General features: G+C 71.4%; 19 protein-coding genes. 12 read left to right on the top strand and 7 right to left on the bottom strand.

From position 1 onward, the window contains the following. Window positions 1–137 precede the first annotated feature (137 nt). The 3 genes from J3S20_RS14570 (at window position 138) to J3S20_RS14560 (ending at window position 1,793) form a co-directional block, all read left to right on the top strand. A complete protein-coding gene (locus tag J3S20_RS14570; RefSeq protein ID WP_216837221.1) occupies window positions 138–341 on the top strand; it encodes a DUF1127 domain-containing protein in 204 nt (67 codons plus the stop codon). Between the two features lie 79 nt (window positions 342–420). Continuing rightward, window positions 421–1,110, top strand: a complete 690-nt coding sequence (locus J3S20_RS14565; protein WP_216837220.1) for an ArsR/SmtB family transcription factor — start codon at window positions 421–423, stop codon at window positions 1,108–1,110. Window positions 1,111–1,139: 29 nt separating this feature from the next. Then, window positions 1,140–1,793 carry a LysE family translocator gene (locus J3S20_RS14560; protein WP_216837219.1) on the top strand — a complete coding sequence of 218 codons (654 nt, stop codon included), beginning with the start codon at window positions 1,140–1,142 and terminating at the stop codon, window positions 1,791–1,793. Here J3S20_RS14560 and tldD read toward each other — a convergent pair whose 3' ends face one another. From tldD to J3S20_RS14545, 3 genes are read right to left on the bottom strand one after another with little or no spacing between them, the layout of a single operon-like run. Continuing rightward, window positions 1,794–3,227, bottom strand: a complete 1,434-nt coding sequence (gene tldD, locus J3S20_RS14555; RefSeq protein ID WP_379793674.1) for a metalloprotease TldD — start codon at window positions 3,225–3,227, stop codon at window positions 1,794–1,796. It abuts the gene before it with no gap. Window positions 3,228–3,269: 42 nt separating this feature from the next. Then, window positions 3,270–5,531: a PAS-domain containing protein gene (locus J3S20_RS14550; protein ID WP_216837218.1), complete on the bottom strand. Its 2,262-nt coding sequence runs from the start codon at window positions 5,529–5,531 to the stop codon at window positions 3,270–3,272. Then, entirely contained in the window at window positions 5,528–6,619 is a 1,092-nt protein-coding gene (locus J3S20_RS14545) for a COX15/CtaA family protein (protein WP_216837217.1), read from the bottom strand. Before J3S20_RS14545 ends, J3S20_RS14550 begins: the two co-directional genes overlap by 4 nt. A gap of 118 nt (window positions 6,620–6,737) precedes the next feature. Here J3S20_RS14545 and J3S20_RS14540 point away from each other — a divergent pair, with 118 nt between their 5' ends. The 4 genes from J3S20_RS14540 (at window position 6,738) to J3S20_RS14525 (ending at window position 10,111) form a co-directional block, all read left to right on the top strand. Next, a complete protein-coding gene (locus J3S20_RS14540; RefSeq protein ID WP_456305698.1) occupies window positions 6,738–7,574 on the top strand; it encodes a glycosyltransferase family 2 protein in 837 nt (278 codons plus the stop codon). Between the two features lie 2 nt (window positions 7,575–7,576). Next, on the top strand, window positions 7,577–8,254 hold the full coding sequence (locus J3S20_RS14535) for a TVP38/TMEM64 family protein (protein ID WP_216837216.1): 678 nt from the start codon (window positions 7,577–7,579) through the stop codon (window positions 8,252–8,254). 56 nt (window positions 8,255–8,310) lie between these two features. Then, window positions 8,311–9,480 carry a 5-demethoxyubiquinol-8 5-hydroxylase UbiM gene (gene ubiM, locus J3S20_RS14530; protein ID WP_216837215.1) on the top strand — a complete coding sequence of 390 codons (1,170 nt, stop codon included), beginning with the start codon at window positions 8,311–8,313 and terminating at the stop codon, window positions 9,478–9,480. 64 nt (window positions 9,481–9,544) lie between these two features. After that, window positions 9,545–10,111: a hypothetical protein gene (locus J3S20_RS14525; RefSeq protein ID WP_246602835.1), complete on the top strand. Its 567-nt coding sequence runs from the start codon at window positions 9,545–9,547 to the stop codon at window positions 10,109–10,111. Here J3S20_RS14525 and J3S20_RS14520 read toward each other — a convergent pair. Beyond that, on the bottom strand, window positions 10,098–10,394 hold the full coding sequence (locus J3S20_RS14520; protein ID WP_216837214.1) for an usg protein: 297 nt from the start codon (window positions 10,392–10,394) through the stop codon (window positions 10,098–10,100). The two genes, J3S20_RS14525 and J3S20_RS14520, sit on opposite strands and share 14 nt — an antisense overlap. Before the next feature lie 298 nt (window positions 10,395–10,692). Between J3S20_RS14520 and groES the strand changes: the two genes are divergently transcribed. The 3 genes from groES to J3S20_RS14505 all read left to right on the top strand — a co-directional run bounded on the left by groES (window position 10,693) and on the right by J3S20_RS14505 (window position 13,263). Continuing rightward, a complete protein-coding gene (gene groES / locus J3S20_RS14515) occupies window positions 10,693–11,004 on the top strand; it encodes a co-chaperone GroES (protein WP_216837617.1) in 312 nt (103 codons plus the stop codon). A 95-nt stretch (window positions 11,005–11,099) separates the two neighbouring features. Further along, the gene (gene groL, locus J3S20_RS14510) at window positions 11,100–12,749 is read left to right on the top strand and encodes a chaperonin GroEL (protein ID WP_216837213.1); all 1,650 of its coding nucleotides are present in this window, start codon (window positions 11,100–11,102) and stop codon (window positions 12,747–12,749) included. Between the two features lie 310 nt (window positions 12,750–13,059). After that, window positions 13,060–13,263: a cold-shock protein gene (locus J3S20_RS14505; RefSeq protein WP_168050971.1), complete on the top strand. Its 204-nt coding sequence runs from the start codon at window positions 13,060–13,062 to the stop codon at window positions 13,261–13,263. Between the two features lie 99 nt (window positions 13,264–13,362). Here J3S20_RS14505 and J3S20_RS14500 read toward each other — a convergent pair whose 3' ends face one another. Beyond that, window positions 13,363–13,884: a hypothetical protein gene (locus J3S20_RS14500; protein WP_216837212.1), complete on the bottom strand. Its 522-nt coding sequence runs from the start codon at window positions 13,882–13,884 to the stop codon at window positions 13,363–13,365. Between the two features lie 100 nt (window positions 13,885–13,984). On the opposite strand from J3S20_RS14500, the gene J3S20_RS14495 reads away from it, so the two are divergent. Together J3S20_RS14495 and J3S20_RS14490 are read left to right on the top strand one after the other, a co-directional pair. Further along, a complete protein-coding gene (locus tag J3S20_RS14495) occupies window positions 13,985–14,938 on the top strand; it encodes a threonine dehydratase (RefSeq protein WP_216837211.1) in 954 nt (317 codons plus the stop codon). Beyond that, window positions 14,935–16,110, top strand: a complete 1,176-nt coding sequence (locus J3S20_RS14490) for an amidohydrolase family protein (RefSeq protein ID WP_216837210.1) — start codon at window positions 14,935–14,937, stop codon at window positions 16,108–16,110. Before J3S20_RS14495 ends, J3S20_RS14490 begins: the two co-directional genes overlap by 4 nt. 7 nt (window positions 16,111–16,117) lie before the next feature. Here J3S20_RS14490 and J3S20_RS14485 read toward each other — a convergent pair whose 3' ends face one another. Both J3S20_RS14485 and J3S20_RS14480 read right to left on the bottom strand, forming a co-directional pair. Then, window positions 16,118–16,558 carry a tellurite resistance TerB family protein gene (locus tag J3S20_RS14485; RefSeq protein ID WP_216837209.1) on the bottom strand — a complete coding sequence of 147 codons (441 nt, stop codon included), beginning with the start codon at window positions 16,556–16,558 and terminating at the stop codon, window positions 16,118–16,120. 63 nt (window positions 16,559–16,621) lie between these two features. Beyond that, complete coding sequence (locus tag J3S20_RS14480) at window positions 16,622–18,676, bottom strand: prolyl oligopeptidase family serine peptidase (protein ID WP_216837208.1); 2,055 nt, start codon at window positions 18,674–18,676, stop codon at window positions 16,622–16,624. Between the last annotated feature and the right edge of the window lie 2 nt (window positions 18,677–18,678).

Genomic DNA, 18,678 nt, shown 5'->3' with positions numbered 1-18,678 from the left:
GCCCTACAGGATGACGGTGGGCGCCCCGGCATGCTGCGGTCCCGGCCGAAGCGAGGCAATCGCGGTTCGGCCACGCCCTAAGCACGCGGCGGGCGCGGGGCGGCAGGGTGGGCCGGTGATTGACCGGAGCTCCCGCCATGTCCACCGTTGCACTGACCAAGTCTGCCGCGCGCCCGGGCTTTCGGCCGTGGCGGGCCATGGTCGATTGGCTCGCCGCCTGCCTGGCGCGGCATCGGAGCCGGCAGGATCTTTCGGAATTGTGCCCCCATCTGCGGCGCGACCTCGGCCTGACCGCGGCGGAGGTGGCGCGGGAAGTCGCAAAACCCTGCTGGCGAAGCTGAGCCAGGCTGAGCATGCTTCGGTCTGGGCCGAAGCATGCCGGGCACGCCGGGCCTAGCCTGCGCGCAAAGGAGCCCCACCATGTCCACCAATGCCGCCATGGCCGAGACCGCCGCGCTGGTCGGCGACCCCGCCCGCGCCGCCATGCTGAACGCGCTGATGGATGGCCGCGCGCTGACGGCGGGGGAGCTGGCCGGCGTCGCCGGCATCACCGCGCAGACCGCCAGCGGCCATCTGGCGCGGCTGGCCGCCGCCGGGCTGCTGGCGATGGAGCGCCAGGGGCGGCACCGTTACCACCGGCTGGCGACGCCGGCCGTGGCGCGGATGCTGGAGGCGATCATGACAGTGGCCGGCAGCGCCCCGCCCCCCGCGCGGCCGCGCCGCATCGGCCCCGCGGATGCGGCGATGCGGAATGCCCGCACCTGCTACGACCACCTGGCGGGGCGGCTGGGCGTGGCCATCGCCGATGCCATGGCGGCGCGGGGCCAGGTGGAGCTCGCCACCGATGGCGGCGCTGTGACGGCGGCGGGCGAGGCGTTTCTCCAAAGCCTCGGCATCAGCCCGCAGGCCGGCACGCGCCGCGCCTTCTGCAAGCCCTGCCTGGATTGGAGCGAGCGGCGGCATCACCTGGCCGGTGGGCTGGGGGCGGCGCTCTGCACCCGCTGCTTCGAGTTGGGCTGGGTGAAGCGGGTGCCGGCCTCCCGCACCGTGCTGGTGACCCGTGCCGGGGAGGCGGGGCTGCGCCAGGCCTTTGGGATCGAACTGGCCTGAAGGCCGCGCATCGTGCTTTAGGCTTGGCCATGCTCGACCTGACCCAGCTTTCCCTCTACTTCGCCGCGGCGCTGCTGCTCGCCGTCACGCCCGGGCCCGGCATCTTCTATGTCGCCGCGCGCAGCCTGGCGGGGGGACGGGGGGAGGGTGTCGCCTCCAGCTTCGGCACCGGCCTCGGCGGGATGCTGCATGTGCTGGCCGGCAGCCTCGGCGTCTCGGCGCTGGTGCTGGCGAGTGCGGAGCTGTTCACGCTGCTCAAACTGGCGGGGGCGGCCTATCTCGTCTGGCTTGGCCTGCGGACGATCCGGGCCGCGCGGGGGCTGAATGCGGCCGCACCGCCTTTGGGACCGGGTGCGGCTCCGCCGATGGGCGCCCGCCGTGCCTTCCGGGAGGGGGTGTTGGTGGAGGCGCTGAACCCGAAGACGGCGGCCTTCTTCCTGGCCTTCGTGCCGCAATTCGTGGACCCCGCCGCGGGCCATGTGGCCCTGCAATTCGTGGTGCTGGGTTCCGTTTCCGTCGTGCTGAACACGCTGGCCGATGTCGTGGTGGCGATCGCCGCCAGCGGCATCCGGCGGGGCGCTGCGGCGCGCCCCACCCTGATCCGGCGCCTGCGGCAAGGCTCGGGCGGGGCGATGGTTGCCCTGGGCCTGGGCCTCGCCTTCGCGCGCCGCCCGGCGGGCTGACTACACCACGGCGGTCCCGCCGATCGTGAGCCCCGTCATCTTCAGCGTCGGCTGGCCCACGCCCACCGGCACGCCCTGGCCCTGCTTGCCGCAGGTGCCGATGCCGGCATCCAGCGCCATGTCGTTGCCGACCATCGCCACCTTGGTCAGCGCATCGGGCCCGTTGCCGATCAGCGTCGCGCCCTTCACCGGGGCGCCCAGCTTGCCGTCCTCGATGAGGTAGGCCTCGCTGGCCGAGAACACGAATTTTCCTGACGTGATGTCCACCTGGCCGCCGCCGAAATTCACGGCGTAGATGCCGCGCTTCACGCTGGCCATGATCTCGCCCGGGTCGCGGTCGCCGTCCAGCATCACGGTGTTGGTCATGCGCGGCATCGGGATATGGGCGTGCGACTGGCGGCGTCCGTTGCCGGTGGGCGCCACGCCCATCAGCCGGGCGTTCTGCCGGTCCTGCAGGAAGCCGACCAGGATGCCGTCCTCGATCAGCGTTGTGCGGCCGGAGGGGGTGCCCTCGTCATCCACGGTCAGCGACCCGCGGCGGTCCGGCATGGTGCCGTCATCCACCACGGTGACGCCGGGGGAGGCGATGCGCTGGCCGAGCAGGCCGGCGAAGGCGCTGGTCTTCTTGCGGTTGAAGTCGCCCTCCAGCCCGTGGCCGATGGCTTCGTGCAGCAGGATGCCCGGCCAGCCCGGACCGAGCACCACCTCCATCTCCCCGGCCGGGGCGGGCACGCTGTCGAGGTTCAGCAGCGCCTGGCGCAGCGCCTCCTCCACCGAGGCCTTCCAGGTGGCGGGGTTCAGCACGCGCTCATAGGCGAAGCGGCCGCCGGTGCCGGTGCTGCCGGTCTCCCGCCGCCCGTTGCTCTCGACCACCACGGAAACGTTCAGCCGCACCAGCGGCCGCAGGTCGGCCACGCGGGACCCGTCGGGGCGCAGGATCTGCACCGCCTGCCATTCGCCGAAGATGGAGGCCATCACCTGGCGCACCCGCGGGTCGCGGGCGCGGGCATAGGCGTCGATCTCGGCCAGCATTTCCGTCTTGGCGGCGAAGGCCATGGCGGAGAGCGGGTTCAGCTCGGAATAGAGCTGGGTATTGGTGGCGCGCGGGCCGACGTCCAGCGTGCCGGAATGGCCGGCGGCCACCGCCTTCACCGTCTCCGCCGCCCGGCCCAGCGCGGCTTCGGAGATTTCCGCGGCATGGGCATAGCCCGCGGCCTCTCCGGCCACGGAGCGCAGGCCGAAGCCGCTGGTCACGTCGAAGCTGGCGGAGCGGATGCGGCTGTCCTCCAGGCTGATCGCCTCGGATTCGCGATGCTCCAGGAACAGCTCGCCATCCTCCGCGCCTTCGGTCGCGCTCCGGGTCAGGCGCTCCGCGGCTGCGCGGTCCAGCCTGGTGAAGAACAGCGCATCGGTGGCGGCCAGGGCGTCGGTCACGGCAATTCCTTCACGGGCAGGCGGCCAGGCGGCCGGGTGCGGTCAGCCTTCGGTATATGGGGTGGCTTCCGCCGCCTCGCCGGTCGAATCGATCAGGCGGTCGGCGGGAAAGCGCAGAACGGCGACGGTGCCCGGGCCCTGCGGCGCTTCCAGCCCGACCTTGCCACCCAGCGCCTCGGCCAGGGTGCGCGCCATATAGAGGCCGAGGCCGGAGCCATGGAAGCGGCGCGAGAGGGAATTGTCCACCTGGGTGAAGGGTTCGAAGACCCTCTCCCGATCCTCCGGCGCGATGCCGATGCCGGTATCGGCAACGCGGATCGCCAGCCCCTCCGCCGTCACCTTGGCCGAGAGCGTGATGCGGCCGCCCGCCGGGGTGAACTTGGCGGCATTGGACAGCAGGTTCACCAGCAGCTGGTGCAGCCGTCCGGCATCGCTGCGCAGCATCGGCAGGCCCGGCGGCACGTCCAGCGTCAGCGTCAGGCCGGCCTGGCGGGCGGCCTCGCCCACCGCCTCTCCGGCCGCCTGCAGCAGCGGGCCGAGGCCCACCGGCGCTTCGTTGAATTCCAGCGTGCCGGTCTGGCTGCGCGCCACGTCCAGGATATCGTCGATCAGCAGCAGCAGGTGGCGCCCGGCCTCATTGATCCAGCGCGCGTAGTCGTCCCGCCGAGCCGGGTCGCGCTCGGCGCTCAGCGCCTCGGAATAGCCGATCACGGCATTCAGCGGCGTGCGCAGCTCGTGGCTCATTGTCGCCAGGAAACGCGACTTGGCTTCCGATGCGGCTTCCGCCGCGATGCGCGCGCGCTCCAGCTCGGCGCGGATGCGGTAGTCCTCCGTCACATCGCTGAAGGTCATGACGAAGCCGCCATCCGGCGTGGGGTCGGAGGCCACTTCGAGCATCCGGCCATCGCTGGTGCTGCGGTGGTAGCGGTAGGGCTTTGTGCGGTCGTTCGCCTTGGCGCGGGCAGCGGCCTCGGCCGCGATCTCGCCGCGGCGCACCTGCTCATCCAGCAGGTCGTTCACATCGAGGCCCGGGCGCAGGAAGTCCTGCGGCACGCCGATGATCGGCGCGGTGCGGCTGCTGGTGGCGATCAGCCGGTGGTCCGGCCCGTACATGCAGATGCCGTGGCGGATCGCATCCTGCATCGCCCCCAGCATCGCGGCGCGATGGCTGGCCTCCGATTCGGCGCGGTGCAGGGCGGTGACATCGGTCAGTACGCTGAGATGGCCGCCATCGGCCAGGCGCGCCACCCGGCTTTCCACCGCCGTGCCATTGGGCCGGATATGGCGCAGCAGGCCGTCGCTGGCCGGGTCGCTGGGCCGCAGCCGGACCAGCGCGGCCTCGGCGGCGGTGAATTCGCCCTCCGCCTCCCGCCGCGCGACCATATCCTCCAGCAGGTCGCCGATCCGGACCGGGGAGCCGGCCATGATGCGCCCATAGGCCTCGTTGAACATCGCCACCCGGCGATCGGGGCCGAAGACGCAGACGCCATGCGGCAGCGCCGCCAGCACCCCATCCAGCAGGGCGGCGCGGCGGCTGGCCTCGTCCTGGGCCCGCTTCAGGTCGGTGACGTCGTCCACCTCGATCATGAAGCCTTCGGGCGGCAGCGGCTGGCTGCCGACGCGCAGCACATGGCCGGTGGGGCGGATCCTTTGCCGGGTGCCGGAGCGGAAGCGGCCATCCGCCACACGCTCCGCCGTCTGGCGCAGTTCCTCCGCATCCATTTCGCCGCGCTCGGCGAGCAGGTCGAGGATCTCGCGATGCCGCATGCCGGGGCGGATGCTGCCGGCGGAGAGGCCGATCAGCCCCTCATAGGCAGGGTTCGAGAGGGTCAGTCTCAGCGCGCCGTCGAAGACGGCGATGCCGGCCTGCAGCCGGGAGAGCACCGTCTCCAGCAGCCGGGCGCGGGCGGCGGATTCCGCCTCCGCCCGGGTCAGCGCGGTGACATCGGTGGCGCAGGTCAGGAAGCCGCCATCCGGCAGCGGCCGGCTTTCCATCAGGCAGACCCGCTCCGCCCGGCTCCGCACCAGCCGGGTGGAGGGGCGGGAACGGTCGAGCGCCAGCACCTCGCGCACCAACTGCTCGGGGTCGCCGTGGCCATAGGCGCCGTTCCAGGCCAGCAGGCGAAGCGCCTCGGCGAAGGCGATGCCGGGGGGGAAGCTGCCCGGGGCCAGGCCGTGCCAGGTATAGCCCTGGTCGCTGACGGCCCGCAGCCGATGGTCCGGACCATAGACTGCGACCGAGACCGGCAGCGCGGCGAGCAGCGCCGCCAGCGGGTCGGACGGGCCGGCCGGCGCCTCGGTCACGCTGTCCGGACCCTGGAAGCGGGCAGCGGCGCCGCGCGCAGCGCATGCAGCGCGACCAGGGCCGCGGCCAGGACCAGCACCGCCACCGCCTGGTGCAGCGTGCCGAGTGAGACCGGCACCACATACAGCAGCGTGGCGATGCCCAGCGCATATTGCAGCGCCACCGCCGCGCCGAAGCCCAGCACGGCGCGGCGCGCCCCGCCCGCCGGCAGGCGCCGCAGCGCCGCCCAGACGGCGCCCGCCGCGAACAGCGCCGTCAGGCTGGCCAGAAGGCGGTGGTTGAACTGCACGGCGGCGATATTGGCGGTCAGGTTGGTCCAGGCCGGGGAGAGCAGCCAGTAGCCGTCCGGCACCAGCTGGCCGTCCATCAGCGGGAAGGTGTTGAAGCTGAGCCCGGCGCGGGTGCCCGCGACGAAGCCGCCCGCGAGCATGGCGCCCACCAGCGTCCAAGCCGCCACCTTCAGCATCCGCCGCACCGGCCGCGCCTCGGCGGGTGCCCTGCCTTCCGGCCGCAGCAGGCCGAGCGCGGTCCAGACCAGGGCGGAGAAGATCAGCAGCGCCAGGCCGAGATGGATCACCAGCCGGTAGGGGGCGACGGCGGTGCGATCGGCCTCGAAGCCCGAGGCGACCATGTACCAGCCCACCGCGCCCTGCAGCCCGCCAAGTGCCAGCAGGCCGAGCAGGCGGGGCTTGCTGCCGGCGGGGATGCGGCCGCGCAGCCAGAACCAGGCGAGCCCCGCCGCATAGGCCAGGCCGATCAGCCGCCCCCAGAGGCGGTGCAGCCATTCCAGCCAGAAGATCTGCTTGAAGCCCTCGATCCCGAAACCCTGGTTGACCAGCTGGTACTGCGGGATGGTGCGGTACAGGTCATACAGCCGCTGCCACTCCGCCTCGCTCAGCGGCGGCAGGGTGCCCGACAGCGGCGCCCATTCCATGATGGACAGGCCGGAGCCGGTCAGCCGGGTGGCGCCGCCGATCGCCACCATGATCCAGACCAGCCCCGCCACGCCGAGCAGCCAGAAGGCCACGGCACGCGAATCGCGGCGCAGGGTTGCGGTGCGGGTGGGCGGAGGCGGATCGAAGGGCATGCGGCATCATATAAGGCGATGCGCCATGATGCAGCATGTGCCGCGCAGATTGCACGCTGATGGCCCGCGCGCGTGGCCAGCTTGCCGCCCGCCCCGCCCCCTGCTACCCCGCCGGCCCATGGCCCCCGACCTGTCCCCGAGGCCGGACCGGCCCAGCCCCGCCGACCCGACCCCCCCCGTTTCCGCGATCGACCCCGCGATGGTCCCCGTGATCGCCCCTGCGATCGACCCCGCGATTTCCGTCGTCATCCCGATGCGGAACGAGGGGCCGAACGTGCTGCCGCTGATCGATGAGATCGCGCAGGCCCTGGCCGGCCAGGCCTTCGAGATCGTCTGCGTCGACGATGGCTCCACCGACGATACGCGCGACCGGCTGCTGGACGCCGCGGCGCGGCATCCCGTGGTGGTGCTGCGCCATGCGGCTTCCTGCGGGCAATCGGCCGGGGTGGTCAGCGGCGTGCTGGCGGCGCGGGCGCCCTGGATCGCGACGCTGGATGGCGATGGGCAGAACGACCCGGCGGATATCCCGGCGCTCTGGCGTCGCGCCCAGGCGGAAGGCGCGGCGGACCTGCTGGTGGCAGGCCACCGCGTCAGCCGCAAGGATAGCGGCGTGAAGCGGGTGACCAGCCGCATGGCCAATGCCATCCGCGCCCGGCTGCTGGGCGATGCGACGCCCGATACCGGCTGCGGGCTGAAGGTGTTTCCGCGCGCCCTGTTTCTCGAATTGCCGCGCTTCGACCATATGCACCGCTACCTGCCCGCCCTGGTGCTGCGCGCCGGCGGGCGGGTGGTGAGCGAGCCGGTGAACCACCGGCCGCGGCTGCGCGGCCAGTCCAACTACGGCACGCTGGACCGTCTGGCGGTCAGCATCTCGGACATGCTGGGCGTGATCTGGCTGCAGCGCCGCTGGAAGCGGCCGGTTGCCGAGCGGGTCAGCCCCCCGCCGGCGGGCTGAACATGCCCGAACGCTGGAAGTCATTGGCCAAACTGCTGGTGCTGGCGGCGGGGCTGCTGGCCGGCGGGGCGCTGCTGCGGCAGCTGGGCGGCGTGCCCGGCACCGGCTGGATGGATCGCGAGATCCTGGGCGATGGGCTGCGGGGCGAGCTGGTCTTCGTCCTCGTCGGTGCGGCGCTGACGGCGGTCGGCGTGCCGCGGCAGAGCATCGCCTTCCTTGGCGGCTATGGCTTCGGCACCGTCCTCGGCACGGCGCTGGCGCTGGCGGCGCAGCTGCTGGGCTGCGCGGCGGGCTATGCCTGGGCGCGGCTGCTGGGCCGCAGCTGGGCGGAGCGGCGCATGGAAGGGCGCTTCGGCCACCGGCTGCGGCCGCTGCGGGATGCGCTGCGCGCCAATCCCTTTGAGGCCACGCTGGCGCTGCGGCTGCTGCCGGTGGGCAACAACCTGGCGCTGAACCTGCTGGGCGGCATGGCGGGGCTGGCGGCCGGGCCCTTCCTGGCGGGATCGGCGCTCGGCTACCTGCCGCAGACGGTGGTTTTTGCGCTGCTCGGCAAGGGCATCCGGGTGGAGGGGGCCTGGCAGCTGGGGCTGGGCATCGGGCTTTTCGTGGTCTCGGCCGGGCTGGGGCTGCTGTTGCTGCGCCGGCACCGGGCGGGGCAGGCGCTGCAGGGCGAGGGCTGAACCGCGGCTTGCGTCTGATCAAGGACGCCCGACATGGTCCGGGGCAAGGAGCGATCATGAAGACGGATATCGCCATCATCGGAGCCGGGCCCGCCGGATTGTCCCTGGCCGCGGCGCTGGCCGGAGCCGGGCATCGGATCACCCTTCTGGAACGCGCGCCGGAAAAGGCGATCGCGGAGCCCGCCTTCGACGGGCGGGAGATCGCGCTGACCCATCGGTCCCAGGCCATCCTGCGCGCCATCGGCGCCTGGGACCGCATCCCGGCGGCGGAGACGGCGCCGCTGCTCGAGGCCAAGGTGCTGGATGGCGGCAATCCCCTGGCGCTGCGCTTCGCCCCCGGCCAAACCGGGGAGCCGCTGGGCAGGCTGGTGCCGAACCAGCTGATCCGCCGCGCACTGTTCGAAACGGTGGCAGGCACCGAGGCCAGGCTGGTGGCCGGCCGCGGGGTGACGGGCCTGGAGCTCGGCGCCGCCGGCGCGGTGGTGACGCTGCAGGGGGGCGAAAGGGTGGCGGCGCGGCTGGTGGTCGCGGCCGATTCGCGCTTTTCCGAAACGCGGCGCCTGGCCGGGATCGGCGCGGCGATGCTGGATTTCGGCCGCAGCATGATCGTGGCGCGGGTGGCGCACGAGGCGCCGCATGGCGGCGTGGCCACCGAATGGTTCGGCCATGGCCAGACCATCGCCATGCTGCCGCTGAATGGGGAGATGTCCTCCGTCGTGCTGACGCTGGCGCCGAAGGAGGCCGAGGCGGCGATGGCGATGGCGCCGGAGGCCTTCGGGGCGGAGGTGACGCGGCGCTACCAGGGGCGGCTCGGCCGGATGACGCTGGCCGGCACGCGGCACCTCTATCCGCTGGTCGCGGCCTATGCGCATCGCTTCGCCGGGCGGCGCTTCGCCCTGCTGGGGGATGCAGCGGTCGGGATGCATCCGGTGACGGCGCATGGCTTCAACTTCGGCCTCTCGGGCGCCGAGACCCTGGCCGGGCAGCTGCGGGGCGCGTCCGATCCGGGCGCGGTGGCGGGGCTGTTCCGCTACGCCAGCAGCCACCGGGCGGCCACCCTGCCGCTGTTCCTGGCAACCAATGCGGTGGCGCGGCTCTATTCGGACGACCGCGCCCCGGCCCGGCTGGCCCGCGCCGCGCTGCTCGGCGCCGGGTCTGTGCTGGCGCCGGTGCGGCGGGCGATCGTGGCGCGGCTGATGGATGCGCCGGCGGCGGCGCGGGTCTGAAACGAATTATTGATTATTTTCCTATGTCGCGATAGATCGTTTCCCTGTTGCAGGGAGGCGTGCCATGGCGGAAGTGACTTGGACGGCCCAGGCGTTTCTGGAGCAGGTGATCGACCCGGCGCTGGAGGCGCTGGCGCTGGATGACGCGGCGGCGCGGGACGGGCTTCGGTTGCTGCTGCTGGGCACCGCGCTGCAGGAAAGCGGCCTGAAGCATCTGCGGCAGCTGCCGAACCGGGACGGCTCCCGCGGCCCGGCGCTGGGATACTTCCAGATGGAGCCGGCGACCCATGACGATATCTGGGCCACCTGGCTGGCCTATCGCGGGCCGCTGGCGAGCCGGGTGCTGGCGGTTGCGGGGCTGCTCGCCGGGCGGCCGAAGGCGGAGCTGCTGGTGCAGAACCACATCTATGCCGCCGTGATGGCACGGCTGCGCTATCGCCGTGCGCCGGGCCGGCTGCCGGCGGCGGGGGATGTGGCGGCGATGGCCGCCTATTGGAAGGCGCATTACAACACCGCGCTGGGGCGCGGCCGGGCCAGCGAGTTCGAGGCGAAGCTGGCCGCGGCGCTGCCGGCGCTGCGGGCGGCGCCGCAGCGGGCGTGGCCCGAAGCGCAGGCGTTCAGTGCAGGATGAACTGCCCGTTGGCGTAGCGCAGCTCGGCCGGCTTGATCAGCGCGGTGGAGGCGACGCGCACCGAATGCAGCGGCCCCTCGATCTCGCGCTGCCAGAAGGCGAGGAACTTGCCGAGCGCGGGGAAGCTCGGCGCCAGGTCGTGCTTCTGCCAGATAAAGGTCTGCAGCAGGCCGGGATGGTCCGGCATGTGATAGAGGATCTCCGCGGTGGTCAGGTGCCAGTCCGGCACGGCGGCGAGGCGGGCGAAGCGTTCGAGGCCAGTGAGATCGGTAAGCGGGGTCATCGTGCTCCTTCCGGCCCGGTCTGGGCCCGTTCCCGAAACCACCCGCGGTCCTCAATTGCCGCGGGGCAGGGGAAGCTTGCCATGGAGCGGTCAAGGATTTGCAAGAAAAATCCTGCGCGAACAAGGTGTTAGCACTCGCACTCTGAGAGTGCTGCCGAACCTTGACGTGGCGCGGCGCTTGTCCTACATCGCTGGCACTCCTCTGGGGGGAGTGCTAGCGGGTGCCGAAGACCGGGGCCGCTGGCCGCTGTTATCTCCGGAAGAGCTTGCCAATCACTGGAAGCGACAGGAGAAGTCCATGGGCTTTCGTCCACTGCACGACCGCGTTCTCGTCCGCCGCGTCACGGCCGAAGAGAAGAGCAAGGGCGGCATCATCATCCCCGACACCGCCAAGGAAAAGCCGCAGGAAGGCGAAGTGATCGCCGTCGGCTCCGGCACCCTGAACGACAAGGGCGAGCTCCGCGCGCTCGACGTGAAGGCCGGCGACCGCATCCTGTTCGGCAAGTGGTCGGGCACCGAGGTGAAGCTCGATGGCGAGGAGCTCCTCATCATGAAGGAGTCCGACATCATGGGCATCCTCGACAACCCTTCCGTGGCGAAGGCGGCCTGACGACGGCGGAACGGGGCGTGCAGCGCGCGCCCAGTCCGGCCGCTCGGCCGCATCTTCGCCTGGTTTCCTCAACGGATTGAACGGGATTACTCACCATGGCAGCTAAAGACGTTAAGTTCGGCGCCAGCGCGCGCGAGCGCATGATCCGCGGCGTGGACATTCTGGCCGACGCCGTGAAGGTGACGCTGGGCCCCAAGGGCCGCAACGTCGTCATCGACAAGAGCTTCGGCGCGCCGCGCATCACCAAGGACGGCGTCACCGTCGCCAAGGAGATCGAGCTGGCCGACAAGTTCGAGAACATGGGCGCCCAGATGGTGCGCGAAGTGGCCTCGAAGACCAACGACACGGCCGGCGACGGCACGACGACCGCGACCGTCCTGGCGCAGGCGATCGTCCGTGAGGGTGCCAAGGCGGTGGCCGCCGGCATGAACCCGATGGACCTGAAGCGCGGCATCGACAAGGCGGTCTCCCAGATCGTGGCCGAGCTCGAGGCCAAGACGAAGAAGATCACCACCTCCGCCGAAGTGGCGCAGGTCGGCACGCTGTCGGCCAACGGCGAGTCCGAGATCGGCGAGATGATCGCCAAGGCGATGGAGAAGGTCGGCAACGAGGGTGTCATCACCGTCGAGGAAGCCAAGTCCATCCAGACCGAGCTCGACGTCGTCGAGGGCATGCAGTTCGATCGCGGCTACGTCTCCCCGTATTTCATCACGAATGCGGAGAAGATGATCGCGGAGATGGAGAACCCCTACCTCCTCATCTTCGAGAAGAAGCTGTCCCAGCTGCAGCCGATGCTGCCGCTGCTCGAGGCGGTCGTGCAGTCCGGTCGCCCGCTGGTGATCGTGGCCGAGGACGTCGAGGGCGAGGCGCTCGCGACCCTGGTCGTGAACAAGCTGCGTGGTGGCCTGAAGATCGCCGCCGTCAAGGCGCCGGGCTTCGGTGACCGCCGCAAGGCGATGCTGGAAGACATCGCGATCCTGACCGGTGGCCAGGTGATTTCCGAGGACCTCGGCATCAAGCTCGAGAACGTGACCCTGAACATGCTGGGCCGCGCGAAGCTGGTGAAGATCGAGAAGGAAAACACCACGATCGTCGACGGCGCCGGCGAGAAGACCGAGATCCAGGGCCGCTGCGAGCAGATCAAGGCGCAGATCGAGGAGACCACCTCGGACTACGACCGCGAGAAGCTGCAGGAGCGCCTGGCGAAGCTGGCCGGTGGCGTCGCCGTCATCCGCGTCGGCGGCTCGACCGAGGTCGAGGTGAAGGAGCGCAAGGATCGCGTCGACGACGCGCTGCACGCGACCCGCGCCGCGGTCCAGGAAGGCATCGTCCCCGGTGGTGGCACCGCGCTGCTGCGCGCCAGCACCAACCTGCACACGCTGAAGGGCTCCAACAGCGACGAGCAGGTTGGCATCGAGATCGTTCGCCGCGCCATCCAGGCGCCGCTGAAGCAGATCGCCGAGAACGCCGGCAAGGACGGCGCCGTGGTGGCCGGTGAGGTGCTGCGCACCGATACCTACACCTACGGCTACGATGCCCAGAAGGACGAGTACAAGGACCTGGTGGACGCCGGCATCATCGACCCGACCAAGGTCGTGCGCACGGCGCTGCAGGATGCGGCCTCCGTCGCCTCCCTGCTGATCACCACCGAAGCCATGGTGGCCGAGCGTCCGGCGAAGTCGGCCCCGGCCGGCGGTGGCGGCGGCGGCGGCATGGGCGGCATGGGCGGCGACATGGACTTCTGATCGCGACGGCAGCCGGGCAACCGGCTGCCACAGCGAGCAGGATTTTGCCGAAGAAGGGAGGCGGACCGCAGGGTCCGCCTCTTTTTTGCATGGTGTCGACACAATTCTGACAACGGCGTGACCGCAGCTTTGACACCTTTGACTCGCTGTTACACGAGCCAGCATGCTGGCCGCGTCATCGCGTATCGGCTCGCCTTACCGTGCCTTCCGGGTCAGGCCCCGGGGCCGCTCCACAGGTTCCGCCGCCGCATGGCGCCCCGCCCGGGCGATCGGCGCACGGGCGTGCTAGTCTGGAAGGAGCCCGGTTCGCATGGCGACTGGTACCGTGAAGTGGTTCAACGCGACGAAGGGCTTCGGCTTCATCGTCCCGCAGGATGGCGGCAAGGATGTCTTCGTGCACATCACCGCGGTCCAGAAGGCGGGCCTGCAGGGCCTGAATGAGGGCCAGAAGGTCTCCTACGAAGTGGCGATGGAGCGCGGCAAGGCGGCCGCCATCAACCTCCGTCCGCTCTGAAACCCGGGCGGGCGGCTGACCCGCCCGGCCGGCAAGAAATTTCGGAACCTGGGGCGGGGCAATCCCGCCTTTTTTCTGCGCCCCTTGCAGCGCCCCGCTTCAGTCCTGATCGAAGGTGATGCGGATGGCGCCCAGCTCGCGCAGCGCGGTCTCCGCCGCCTTGCGCGTCGCCTCGTCCGGCGCCCGCAGGCCGATCAGCGGGCCATCGCTGGGCGGCAGCCGCGTGGGCGTGGTCGGTTCATCCGTCACTGCGGCGGCCACCGCCTCTCCTGCCACGCCAGCGCCAGCGCCCGCGGCGGCCGCGGCGGCAACGGCGGGCAGCAGCGCGCCGCCGGTGGCGATCACCAGCCCTGCCGCACCCATGGCGCTGGCCGCCATGCCGATGCCGACGCCAAGCTGGCGGCGGTTGCGCAGGTCGGCCCCCTCCGGATCCTCATCGGGCTGATCGAGCGGCCGGTCCCCGTCCGTCGCCGGCGTATTGTCGGCCTGGCCGAGTTCGCGCAGCCGCAGGATCGCGGCGTCGCGCGTCGCCTCATCCGCGAATTCGCCCCAGACCACCGGCGGCCCCTTCGCCTCGCTGCTCTCGCCGGTCCACTGGCTGCTGTCCACCGTGATGGCCATCGCGGCATCCTCCGTTATGCTTCGTCCAGCCCCATCAACGCCGGCATCCGGCCGTTGTTCCGGTCGGGGCCCGCATCGGTTGCAAGAAGGAGGAGCCGGTTTGTTCGACCTGCCTGCGCTGGAGGCGGCCGCGAGGCTGGTCCATTCGGTCTTCCCGCCGACGCCGCAATACGCCTGGCCGCTGCTGGCCGCCCGCAGCGGCGCCGAGGTCTGGGTGAAGCATGAGAACCATACGCCGACCGGTGCCTTCAAGGTGCGGGGCGGCGTGGTCTTCATGGACCGGCTGAAGCGCGAGAGGCCGCAGGTGCCGGGCCTCATCTCCGCGACGCGGGGCAATCACGGGCAATCGCTGGCCTATGCCGGGCACCGGCTCGGCGTGCCGGTGACCATCGTGGTGCCGCAGGGCAATAGCCGGGAGAAGAACGCGGCGATGCGGGCGCAGGGCGCGCGGCTGGTGGAGCATGGCGCGGATTTCGACGCGGCGCGCGAATACGCCATGCGGCTGGCGGCGGAACAGGGTCTGGAATTCGCGCCCTCCTTCGCGCCGGACCTGGTCAAGGGCGTCGCCACCTATGCGCTGGAGCTGTTCCGGGGCGCGCCGAAGCTCGATGCGCTCTATGTACCGATCGGGCTGGGCTCGGGCATCTGCGGCTGCATCATGGCGCGCGACCTGCTGGGACTATCGACCGAGATCATCGGCGTGCAGAGCGCCGGCGCGGATTCCTATGCGCGCAGCTTCGCCGCCGGGCATGTGGTGACGACGGAGCGCGCCGAGACGCGGGCCGATGGCATGGCGACGCGCGTGCCGGACCCGGCGGCGCTGGCCCTCATCAGGCAGGGCGCGGCGCGCATCGTGACGGTGACGGATGAGGAGGTGGCGGACGCCATCCGCGCCTATTGGCAGGACACGCACAACCTGGCGGAGGGCGCCGGCGCCGCGCCGCTGGCCGCGCTGCTGCAGGAGCGCGACCGCATGGAAGGCAAGCGCGTCGCCACCATTTTGTGCGGCGGCAATATCGACCTCGACCTGTTTCGTGAATGGGTGCTGGCATGAGCCTGCTGCTGCGCAATTTTCGGCCGCTGGGTGGCGCGGCCACGGACCTGCTGATCGAGGGGGAGCGGATCGCGGCCATCGGGCCGGGGCTCGCGCCGCCGCCCGGGGCCAGGCTGCTGGACGGGCAGGGCATGCTGGCGCTGCCGGCTTTCGTCGAGGGGCATACCCATCTCGACAAGTCGCGCTGGGGCATGGGCTGGTGGGTGAACGAGGTCGGCCCCCGGCTGATCGACCGTATCGACACGGAGCGCGCGACGCGCCGCGGCGGCTTCGACCCCGCCACCCAATCCGCCCGCCTGGCCCGGGAGTTCCTGGCCCGCGGCACCACCCGCATCCGCAGCTTTGCCGATGTGGATACGGAGATCGGCACCGCGCATAGCGACGCGCTGGTGGCGCTGCGCGAGGCGCTGCGCGGCACCATGGACATCCAGGTGGTGGCCTTTCCGCAATCCGGGCTGCTCGTGCGCCCCGGCACGCTGGAACTGCTGGACCAGGCGTTGCGGAACGGCGCGGATATCGTCGGCGGGCTCGACCCCTCCGGCATCGACCGCGATCCGAAGGGGCATCTGGATGCGGTCTTCGGGCTCTCGGAAAAGCACGGCAAGCCGCTGGACATCCATCTGCACGAGCCGGGAGAGCTCGGTGCCTTTGCGCTGGAGCTGACCATCGAACGCACCCTGGCCTTGGGAATGCAGGGGAAGGTGGTGCTGAGTCATGCCTTCTGCCTCGGCGATGTGGCGCGCGCGCCAGCCCTCTATGCGGCGCTGGCGGAGGCGGGGATCGCCGTGGCGACCACCGCGCCGCCGTCCCGTGCCGTGCCCTCCGTCCGCGCCATGCGGGCGGCGGGCGGGAAGATCTTCGCGGGCAATGACGGCATCCGCGACACCTGGACCCCCTACAACATGCCGGACATGTTGCAGCGGGCCATGCTGGTGGGGCTGAAGAACGAGTTCCGCCGCGACGACGAGATCGCCTGGGCGCTGGCCACCGTCACCGACTGGGCGGCGGAGGGCTGCGGCTTCGGCGATTATGGCCTGGCGGTGGGCGCCCGGGCCGACCTGGTGCTGCTGGAGGCCGAGACGGTGGCGGAAGCCGTGGTCGCCACCCCGCCGCGGCGGCTGGTGCTGAGCCATGGCAGGGTGGTGGCGCGGGACGGGGCGCTCGTCCGGTAACGCCGGCTCAGATGACCTGATAGCGCGCCTTGGCCGCCCGCTCGATGGCGCCGGCGATCAGGCGGTCGAGGTCGAGGCCGATGCGCAGGTCCTGCAGGAAGCGCAGCTCCTCCTGCGTCGCCTCGCCATCGGCGGCACAGACTTCGCAGGCGAGCAGGTAGGCCGTCTCTCGCAGGCGCATCGGCAGGGTGTCGCGCAGCATGGCCATGGCGCGGTCCAGGCCATCCGTGCGGCCGAGCAGGCGGGCGACCGTGTCCGTGACCGTCTCGATATCCGTGGAGTGGAAATCGGCGAAGACCGGCAGTTCCTGCACCATGCGGGACATCATGGCGAGCTCGGGGTCCGTCATCGGCCCATCGGCCACCGACATCAGCACCATGGCGCAGACCAGGGCTTCCTGGGCGGTGAAGCTGGAAACTTGAAGATCTTGGGCGGCGCGGCTGGGCATGCGGGGAACTCCGGTCTTTGCCTTGTGGTCGCGCTGGAAGCGCGGCGGGTCAAGCGGGAAGCACTACACATCCCAGCCGATGGCCCGCCTCAGGAAGGCGGCGCCGAGGCTGGCGAAGGCGGCGACCTCCGCATTGTCCTTGCCGTAGCCATGCCCGCCGGCCTCGGGTTCGAGCAGCGAGGCATCATAGCCCAGCGCCTGCAGCTTGGCCGCCATCTTGCGGGCATGGCCGGGATGCACGCGGTCGTCGCGGCGGGTGGTGGCCAGCAGGATGGGCGGGTAGGGGCGGCCGGGCTCGGCGGCGTGATAGGCGGAGAAGTGGCGGATGAAGGCCCAGTCCTCGGGCCTTGCGGGGTCGCCGTATTCCGCCATCCAGGAGGCGCCGGCCAGCAGCCTGGTGTAGCGGCGCATGTCGATCAGCGGGATGGTGCAGAACAGGGCGCCGAAACGCTCAGGATAGCGGGTCAGCATATTGGCGATCAGCAGCCCGCCATTGGAGCCACCTTCCGCGGCGATGCGGCCGGGCACGGTGACACCGCGGGCCACCAGGTCGGCGGCGATGGCGGCGAAATCGTCGTGGCTCTTCACCTTGTTGGCCAGCCGCCCGGCCTCGTGCCAGGCGACGCCGAACTCGCCGCCGCCGCGGATCTGGCCGAGCACGGTCGTGCCGCCCTTCTCCAGCCAGAGCAGGCCGGAGGTGGCGGCATAGTTCGGCAGGCGGGAGACCTGGAAGCCGCCATAGGCCGAGAGATGCACCGGCGCGCGGCCGGACTTCTCGTCCTTCGGGCCGACCTGCACATAGGGGATGCGCTCCCCATCCGAGGACACGGCCTCGTGCCGCGTCACCATGAGGCCGGTGGCATCGAAGCTGGGGGAGGAGGCCTTGAGCAGGGCCGGCGCCGCAGGGGTGGTGGCGGTGAGCTGGAGCCGGGGCGGGGTCACCGGATCCTGCGCCATGACCAGCAGCGTGCCGTCGGATTCGGTGGCCTCCGTATCCAGCGCCCAGAGGTCGACCACGCCGATGCGCGGCAGGCCCGGCACCTCCCGCCGCTGCCAGCCGGCCTCGCCAGGGGTGAGCAGGGCGAAATGGGGCTCGAGATCGTCCAGCACGTGCAGCACCAGCGTGCCGTCGCACCAGAAGAAGCCCTGGAGGGCTCGGCGCGGGGCGGGCGTGAACAGCACCTCCGGCACCGCCTGCCCGGCCATGGCGGCGTCGAAGGACAGGCCGAGCAGGGTATCGGGCGGGTAGGTGGTGCCGGCGAGGGTCCAGGGGGTGCGGGGCTTCGCGGCGAGCCAGCCGCGCTGCCAGCTGTATTCGGCATCGGTCGGCAGCGGGATCTCGCGCTGGGGGCCGCTGCGGTCGCCGAGATGGATGCGGGCGTCGTAGAAGCTGAGCTGTTCGTAGAAGACCACGACCTCCCGCCCGCCTTCGCGGTCCACCCCGGCGCCGAGGGCCATGCTGGTGGCCGGCACCTCCAGGATCGGCGGCGTCGTGGCGGGGTCCGTGCCGCGGCGCCACACCCGCACCGTGCTGGCATAGCCGGAATTGGTGGCGCCGAGCAGGGCGGAGGAGAGCAGCAGCGTGTCGCGGTCCAGCCAGGCGGCGGCGGACTTGGCTTCGGCCAGGTGGAAGCCCTCGGCCGGGAAGGCGCGGGTGCCGAGGTCGAATTCGCGCAGCACCACCGCATCCCCGCCGCCGCGCGACAGGCGCAGGATGGCGCGGTCGTGGCTGCCGGGCAGGGTGGTGGCGCCCTTCCAGATCCAGTCGGCGCCTTCCGCTGCCGCCAGCGCATCGAGGTCCAGCAGCACGTCCCATTCCGGTGTCTCGGTCCGGAAACTGTCCAGGGTCGTGCGGCGCCAGAGGCCGCGTGGGTTCGCCGCATCGGTCCAGTAGTTGTAGAGGAAGGCGCCGCGGCGGGTGACGTGGGGCAGGCGGCCGGGGCGGTCGAGCGCCGCTTTCAGCGCCTCCCGGTCCGCGGTCACGCGGTCATCGGCGAAGCGGGCGCGGGTGCGGGCGTTTTGGTCGGCGACCCAGGCGAGCGCGCGGTCCCCCTCCACATCCTCCAGCCAGAGATACGGGTCGTCATCCGGCGCATCGAGGGTCGGGCGCAGGTCCATGC

The sequence above is a fragment of the Falsiroseomonas tokyonensis genome (genome assembly GCF_019024325.1).
GTDB classification, from domain to species: domain Bacteria; phylum Pseudomonadota; class Alphaproteobacteria; order Acetobacterales; family Acetobacteraceae; genus Falsiroseomonas; species Falsiroseomonas tokyonensis.
The sequence above is the reverse complement of the archived record's forward strand: the minus strand, read 5'-3'. Positions and strand labels throughout refer to the sequence as shown.